At 40.4% G+C, this 7,710-nt stretch carries 7 protein-coding genes; 1 reads left to right on the top strand and 6 read right to left on the bottom strand.

Annotation, left to right across the window (positions count from 1 at the left end; genetic code table 11):
- Positions 1 to 763 precede the first annotated feature (763 nt).
- On the bottom strand, positions 764 to 1,702 hold the full coding sequence (locus LQ203_RS15335; protein WP_230159234.1) for a M23 family metallopeptidase: 939 nt from the start codon (positions 1,700 to 1,702) through the stop codon (positions 764 to 766).
- 152 nt (positions 1,703 to 1,854) lie between these two features.
- Here LQ203_RS15335 and LQ203_RS15330 point away from each other — a divergent pair, with 152 nt between their 5' ends.
- Positions 1,855 to 2,280: a VanZ family protein gene (locus LQ203_RS15330; protein WP_230159233.1), complete on the top strand. Its 426-nt coding sequence runs from the start codon at positions 1,855 to 1,857 to the stop codon at positions 2,278 to 2,280.
- 20 nt (positions 2,281 to 2,300) lie between these two features.
- Here LQ203_RS15330 and spoIID read toward each other — a convergent pair whose 3' ends face one another.
- The 5 genes from spoIID to nuoN all read right to left on the bottom strand — a co-directional run bounded on the left by spoIID (position 2,301) and on the right by nuoN (position 7,710).
- Entirely contained in the window at positions 2,301 to 3,338 is a 1,038-nt protein-coding gene (gene spoIID, locus LQ203_RS15325) for a stage II sporulation protein D (protein WP_230159232.1), read from the bottom strand.
- 208 nt (positions 3,339 to 3,546) lie between these two features.
- Complete coding sequence (gene murA / locus LQ203_RS15320; RefSeq protein WP_230159231.1) at positions 3,547 to 4,848, bottom strand: UDP-N-acetylglucosamine 1-carboxyvinyltransferase; 1,302 nt, start codon at positions 4,846 to 4,848, stop codon at positions 3,547 to 3,549.
- 32 nt (positions 4,849 to 4,880) lie between these two features.
- Complete coding sequence (locus LQ203_RS15315; RefSeq protein ID WP_230159230.1) at positions 4,881 to 5,630, bottom strand: YwmB family TATA-box binding protein; 750 nt, start codon at positions 5,628 to 5,630, stop codon at positions 4,881 to 4,883.
- Positions 5,631 to 5,792: 162 nt separating this feature from the next.
- On the bottom strand, positions 5,793 to 6,035 hold the full coding sequence (locus tag LQ203_RS15310; RefSeq protein ID WP_061465671.1) for a DUF1146 family protein: 243 nt from the start codon (positions 6,033 to 6,035) through the stop codon (positions 5,793 to 5,795).
- A 148-nt stretch (positions 6,036 to 6,183) separates the two neighbouring features.
- The gene (nuoN, locus tag LQ203_RS15305; protein ID WP_230159229.1) at positions 6,184 to 7,710 is read right to left on the bottom strand and encodes an NADH-quinone oxidoreductase subunit NuoN; all 1,527 of its coding nucleotides are present in this window, start codon (positions 7,708 to 7,710) and stop codon (positions 6,184 to 6,186) included.

The raw sequence follows: 7,710 nt of genomic DNA, 5'->3' as shown, positions 1-7,710 counted from the left end.
GTCTCAGGTTTTGAACCGGCATTCCATCTACACCATGGCTTCCCTTATTTCTTTCTACACGCTTCAATGCCTGTATTAAGTTTTCCCTCTCTAGTATCTGTTCCATTAACATCGTTGATATCCTTTCCCTGCGTGGACGAGATGGTCTATTTGTGCCTTTATCTGCTCCGCCCTTTTGAAGTTCCCCGTGTATTCACCACTTCTTCCTTCAAATAAGTTCCGTTAGGAATTGTTTGCTTCTTCGCAAAATAACGAACGCCTAGTATCCGTCCTCCTCAATCTGTTCGGTCCTTCCTTATCTTCTCGAGTAGACAAGTACTATGACCTCTGCTGACTTCTAATGATTCAGCTGTCCATCACTGGACAGGTTACCAAGTGTACTTGGCTGTCATTAGACCTCCCCGGGTAAGAGCGCAATCTTTCCCTCCATCTATCTGCTTCATTTACTCTGTACCACCTTCGGCAGTAAGGACTTTGTTTTGTTTCGCAAACTCATCCAATGATACCTAGCCTTATATGAAGTTCGTGTTCCTCAGACCGGAGGTTTGCCGCTTGCTTCCTTCAGATTCCACGTCACCGTGGACACCCTTGCATTAAGCTAACCACTACTACTGCCTTCATGGTTCGGGACTCACACCCTATAGATTGCACCCATGCCGGGCGCACGAAAAAAAGAAAGCCGTTCAAAATGAACGGCTTTCTTTTACCAAATTTTCAGTTGTTGTCATTCGTAACGCTTAAGGTTTTTGTTTTGATTTTATTATTAATTAGATTGATTTAACGAATCTTTTAAGGAATCGCTTTCCTCAGTTGTATCTTCACCTGGGGTAGAGCCTTCTTTATCAGTGCCATTCTCTAAATCAGTGCTCTCGTCAGTTTCGTCAACGGCTGGCGTTTCATCCGTGCCAGTCTCAGATTCTTCGACCGCAGGTGTTTCTTCTTTGTCAGTTTTAGATTCTTCGACTGCAGGCGTTTCTTCTTTGTTAGCCGAATCGTCAAGTTCACTGCCTTCCATTTCAGTTGCAGATTGGATGGCAGAAGCTTGTTTATCAATAAAATCAGTTGGGTTTAACGCAATGTTATCTTTTCTGATTTCGAAGTGGACATGTACGCCCGCCTCTTCGTTGATTTGACTTTTTCCAGCTGTAGCAATTGCTTGTCCTTGTTTCACTTTGTCACCAACTGCAACCTTAATGTCTTTAACAGATTGATAACGAGTAACGACACCATCTTCATGCTCTACTTCAATTAAATTTCCAAGTAACGCATCATCTTGAACTTTCGTTACATTTCCACTTAATGATGCTTTTACATCGAAAGACTTTCCATCTTCCATTGCAATATCTATACCTTTGTTTTGCTCATATCTATTGTTGTAGAAAACCAATGCTTCTTCTTGTGCCTTTTCATCCGCATTCACATCATAAAATTGTTTCTTGATAACCGATTTGTCTGCATCGGCTACAGGCATCTTGATTGTCTCAAGATTACTGTTGACCTCAACAGAAGGCTGACCATAGTTTTTTCCTGTTTCAGCTGATTCCTCTTTGCCATCTTTAGCTGAATCATCAAAACTATTTTGTAATAAGAAGGCCGCGGCTAAGATTATGGCTGCACTTGCGATATAGATTGCTGATAATGCCCAACGTTGTTTTAGTATACGTCGGATTGTGGAAGTTGGTTTCTTTTCTTCCTCTCTCATATTAATCACCTCAGCAATCATTCTGAACATTTTGTTAAGATTATATACATTCAGAAAAAAATTTTTTTAGATTTATTTTGTGGAAATGAAACCGATTTTATTCGTAGAATGGTAAAATGTTTGGTATCTTACTGTTGAAGGATGTCTAATTCATGAAAAAAACCATTAAACTCGTGTTAACGTTATTGCCTTTTCTATATATGATTGCCATTTGGATAATGTCGAGCAATCCCGATGATATGATTCTTGATCTTCCATCATCCTCAATTGACCGATTTATTAAAGAGGCACTCCATTTAGTCGAATTTGCCCTGTTGTACATATTATTCGTTTCGGCCCTTGCTGCAAACAAAAAACTGAAACCTGGTTTAAGCCTGTTGGCGGCCCTTGTCGCTTGCCTTTACGGAGTACTTGACGAATACCACCAATCTTTCGTCCCATACCGCTCCTCTACCTTAATAGATGTCATTAAAGATATCATTGGAGTAGCTGCAGTCTATTTTCATGTCCAATATCATTATTTCAAGCATGAACGGGGCTTTTTGACCATTATAGAGAAATTAAGCACAAAAAAATGAGAGATGGGATTCCCCATCTCTCATTTTTTCGCTGTCATCGTATTCAGCCACTTATTTGAAGACTGAACTTTAACACCTTTATAATAGTACTTTACGATGTCTTCATAGTTTTTTCCTTCTCTTGCCATTCCATTTGCACCGTACTGGCTCATACCAACTCCGTGTCCAGATCCTTTTGTCGTGATGACAATGCGGTTGCCTTGGCGCTCCCAGTTAAAATCAGATGATGTCAACCCTAGCTTTTCACGAATCTGTTTACCTGTCATTTTCTTTCCTCCGATATCCACCACACCCACGCGATTACCGGAAGTCCTTTTAATGACAGTCCCTATTGTTGCTCCCGATGATAGACTTACACCGAGTTTGCTTTCAAAATCTGCAGTATTCACTACAACTTTATTATAAAACTTGGGGGATTCTTCTTTATCCCATGGACTGGATACACTTTTTAAATAGGGGAAATCCGCTTCCCAATAGTCCTCTGAATTTTCCGTGTAACCATTGCTGGTCGAAAAAAAAGTGGCTGTAATCGGCTTTCCTTCATAAGTTAGGATTTGACCCGCTGTGTCCTTTATAGCTTTATTAATTTTTTTCATCTTCCATTTATAATCAGAGCCCCACTGCTTTTTTAGCTCATCATTATTCATATATACTTGGTGCATGACCGTATCGCTTACATCAGCACCGTCCGGTAAACCCAAACGACTTTCACTTATGAGCTGATTGACAATGTAAGTTCTCGCCGTCAGCGCTTGTGCTTTCAGTGCTTCTTCTTCAAAATCCGCTGGCATTTCAGCTGCAACCACACCAGTCAAATACGATTCAATTGGCAGTTTTTCAATCTTTTTTGCAGATGTACGGTATACGGCAACTTCTACGGAACTCATTTCATTTGCACTTACTTCTTTACCTTCCTTCTTCACGTTCTTTTCTAATTGTTCGGCTAACTCCCCACTTGTCTTATCATTTGAAAATGGAAGCACAAGCACTGCTGGAATCATGATAATTACGAATGCTACTGCTATGAATAGTACGATCATCGGTTTGATTGCTTTCAAATTCCTGAGCCTCCCTACACTTGTTTTCTCTGCCGTAAAATCTCCACATCCAGCAGGTATCTTTACATAACAAATGTATGTTGAAGGACAAGCTTTTATGAATAGAAAAACAAACAACGATTTAGTTGGAGGCCGTAAATTCTGGAACAAAACAAAAAAAACCATTCACGTTTCAATGACTCAAACATGAATGGTTTTTATAAATATCTTAAGCGTTTAGATCGGCAATTTTTTTCGTTTCTGCAGGCACATCTTCGTTAATACGTTCCACATCAGCACCTAAAGATGCCAATTTACCATGGAAGTTCACGTATCCTCTGTCAAGATGCTTTAATTCTGTAACACGAGTAATGCCATCTGCAACCAATCCAGTCAGGATGAGTGCTGCCGCGGCACGTAAATCTGTTGCAGCTACTTCTGCCCCTTGAATGTTAGTTGGTCCATTAACGATTACAGAACGACCTTCGATTTTAATATTGGCATTCATGCGACGGAATTCCTCAACATGCATGAAACGGTTTTCGAAAACGGTCTCCGTAATCATACTTGTTCCTTCAGCACGCAATAATAATGCCATCATTTGTGATTGCATATCAGTCGGGAAACCAGGATGCGGCATTGTTTTGATATCAATGGCCTTCAAGGTTTTTGGACCGATGACGCGTAATCCATCTTCTTCTTCAAGAATTTTAACGCCCATTTCTTCCATTTTAGCAATAAGGGAAGTAAGGTGTTCAGGTACAGCTCCTTGAACAAGAACATTGCCGCCAGTAAGAGCAGCCGCTGTCATGAATGTACCAGCTTCGATACGGTCAGGTATAATCGCATGTTCAGTGCCATATAATTTATCGACACCTTCGATTCTCATCGTACCCGTACCAGCACCTCTGACTTTGGCACCCATTTTATTAAGGAAATTCGCAAGATCTACTATTTCAGGCTCTTTGGCCACATTTTCAAGAATAGTTATACCTTCAGCAAGTGTTGCTGCCATCATGATGTTTTCAGTGGCACCCACACTCGGGAAGTCAAGATACACTCTTGCACCCTTAAGTCTTCCTTCTACCTCGGCATCAATAAAACCATTACCGACCTTCACTTTTGCTCCCATCGCTTCAAAACCCTTTAAATGCTGATCGATAGGACGTGATCCGATGGCGCAGCCACCTGGAAGAGCAACGCGGGCCCGGCCATTCCTTGCTAGTAATGAGCCCATCACTAAAACGGAAGCTCTCATTTTACGTACATATTCAAATGGTGCTTCTTCTAATAACTCTCTTGATGCATCTACAGTAACTTGATTGTCATGAAAGGCAACATCTGCATTTAAGTTGCGCAATACTTCATTGATTGTATATACATCGGAGAGCGTAGGAACATCTTTAATGATACTTTTCCCATCACTTGCTAATAATGTTGCAGCGATAACTGGCAAAACGGCGTTTTTAGCACCTTCTACTTTAACTGTCCCGCTAAGCCTTTTTCCGCCGCGGACGATGATTTTTTCCAAAAGTATTCCCCTCCGCGTCCATTTTCTCTATATTAATATTCAAACGTTATGATTGGTGTGCCAACTACAAAGTTCGTTCGGTCACCCAATCCTTCTGTCCGTAGCCCAAACTGCAAATTTAATTTTTCTTTTGTCAAAGGTTGTTTAAACAATGTTGAATGTGCAGATATAGATGTAAAGTTTGTTTCATGCACACTCTCAATTTCCCTTGCTTGGAACATATCTAACAGGTCTTCAGTTTTAGAGTTTAAAACCGAATCCATATTATCATTGATAGACCCTTTAATACAAGAAAAAATTGAAGGAGTCCCTATAAATAGGTCATTCACCCTGTTCTGGAACGTAGTTGTAAAAAACGTTGAATTGGCTTTTTCCCATTTTTGTCCCTTCACTTCGTAAATAACATAGGTAACTTTATCAAATTCCTCTTCTGTTGTCATTATTTTAATAGACTCGGTTAGACCTGAATCGACATTGTAAGCTAACGCCTCAGCCTTCCAGCCGGAAGCATCATCTTTCCGATGCCATTGAAATTGAGGGTATTTTTGCTTCAAAGCTGAAACTTCTCTTCCAAACTCTTGTTTAGTAGTAATCTCTTTATTTATTTCTCTAGCGAGCACAGACCAATTACCTATGTCTAAATCCTTATCCTTTTGTAACAGTCCCACCAATTTGACTATATCTGGTTTGTTTTCTGCCACAATCGTACTATTCCCAATTAAAATCACCATTAAACCAAGAAATATTATGTATATTAACATTTTTTTGTTCAAACTATACATGTTAAATCCCTCCCCTTTTAAACATTATTTCCATAAGGAGAGAGATCATACTTCGAGTTTTCCGACAATTGGTGACACCTTCCACCTGAAAAAGTTACAGGAGAAGCATGGCGAATACAAGAGTAGAATCATATTTTGCTATAAGCAGAGCTTTACAGCTTATCAGTCATCACTAAACATATAGGGGAGTTGGTTTGCAAATCCCAGGTAGTCAAGGAAGAAATTACTCACAACTGAACCGATGGCAACCGTTAATAAAATATATAAAACCCTGGCCTTGATGACCGAATTGGATCTTAAAATTTTATCAAAATGTAATGCCTGTAGAGCCCACCAGGTAACTGCAATGAAAAACAAGTGCGCAATTATTCCTGTTAAAGCCTGCTGTCCCATTGCTGAAAACATGTACATACCTCCTAAAAGACACCCGTCTTATATTCTAACACAAAACCCCTTCGTATTTGGAATTAAAAAGGAAGAATTGCAAAATATCTTTTTAAAACTGTAAATAGAGGCTAATCCAATGGAATGAGCCTCTGATACAGATATTATATCATTTACTCGAAATAAAGTCTGTAAAATCACCAAATTGATCGTGAATGAAGTCAAAGGCAAGATTAGGGGCTACCCCGAAAATGATCGTGCCTATTACGCAAATGATTAACACGGTATATAGACCAGAACGGATTTTAATGACCTTGTCTGAATGAAAGGGTCGGAAAAAGACTTGAACCAATAATCCGAAATAATACACATAGGATACGATGGTACCTGCAATCATGATTCCTGCAAGGACAAAATGTCCAGGTTCCGTAATGAATGTTCCAAGAAAAATATTCAGTTTGCCAATAAAGCCTGTCGTCCCGGGAATTCCGGCCAGCGAAAGGATAAAGACCGTAAATGCAATGGCAAGGTACGGCGATTTTTTCCCTAGTCCTGCAAGAATGCTAATGTCATCTGATCCGCTTTGACTGGAAAGCAGTTGAATGACTGCAAATACACCGATATTCATTAATACATATGCCAGTAAGTAATACCAGACTGTGTCCATCAGGAAATATCCTCCACCCAATGTAGCTACCGCTACAAGGAGGTAACCCGCATGGGCGATGCTTGAATAGGCGAATAATCGTTTTAAATTTTGCTGCCTTAACGCAATCACATTCCCAATGATGATCGTCAGACCTGCCAATGAAGCTATATAGATATTATTTTTCTCCAAAAAGTCAAGCGCTCCGAACACGTCACCGGACGCTGTTTGAAATAACGAAAGAAAAATGCGCAGGATAATGACGAAACCTGCTATTTTCGATATTACACTTAAGAAGGCTACGACTGGTGTTGGTGCCCCCTCATAAACATCCGGTGCCCACATATGAAATGGAGCCGCAGCAATCTTGAAGGATAATCCGACAAAAACCATGAAGAAAGCGAGACCCATAATGTATTGCAGCTGACCATCCGTCAGTGCGGCCATCGTCCGGCTCATCTCGGCTAGGTTGACTGAACCAGTCACACCATATAAATAGCTCATCCCGAATAAAGTGATCGCCGTGGAAATACCGCCGTTTATTACATACTTCATGGACGCTTCGTTAGACTTCAGATCATGTTTACGTATACCGACTAATATATACGATGAAAGTGAAAGCAGTTCCAGCCCAACAAACAGGGTTATCAAATCCCCGCTTGAGGACATGATCATCGCTCCAAGCAAGGCGGTCAGGAACAGATAATAAAATTCCCCCCTATGCTCATGCAACCCCTCTTGCGGTTCATAGCTTTCAGCCAGAAGGATGATAAGACCTGCTCCGAATAATAAGAGTAGCTTAAATGCTTTTGCAAAAGAGTCTAACCGAAATGTATCGGATAAGATACTTACTGACTCAAAGGATAATAAGCTAATCAGTGACAAACAGGCTAAAATGATGCCTGTTAGCGCGAGCCAGGCCAGTTTCCTTCGATTAAAGTGCTTAGGCCAGAATAAATCCAATATCGAAAGAATCATGGCCGTTCCAAGGATGATGAATTCCGGCATCATCGCTCCCCAATTATAAGAAAGCATCGTGTTCCAATCCAT

Source organism: Peribacillus sp. Bi96 (genome assembly GCF_918698115.1).
GTDB lineage: Bacteria > Bacillota > Bacilli > Bacillales > DSM-1321 > Peribacillus.
This window is presented reverse-complemented; position numbering and strand designations above follow the sequence as displayed.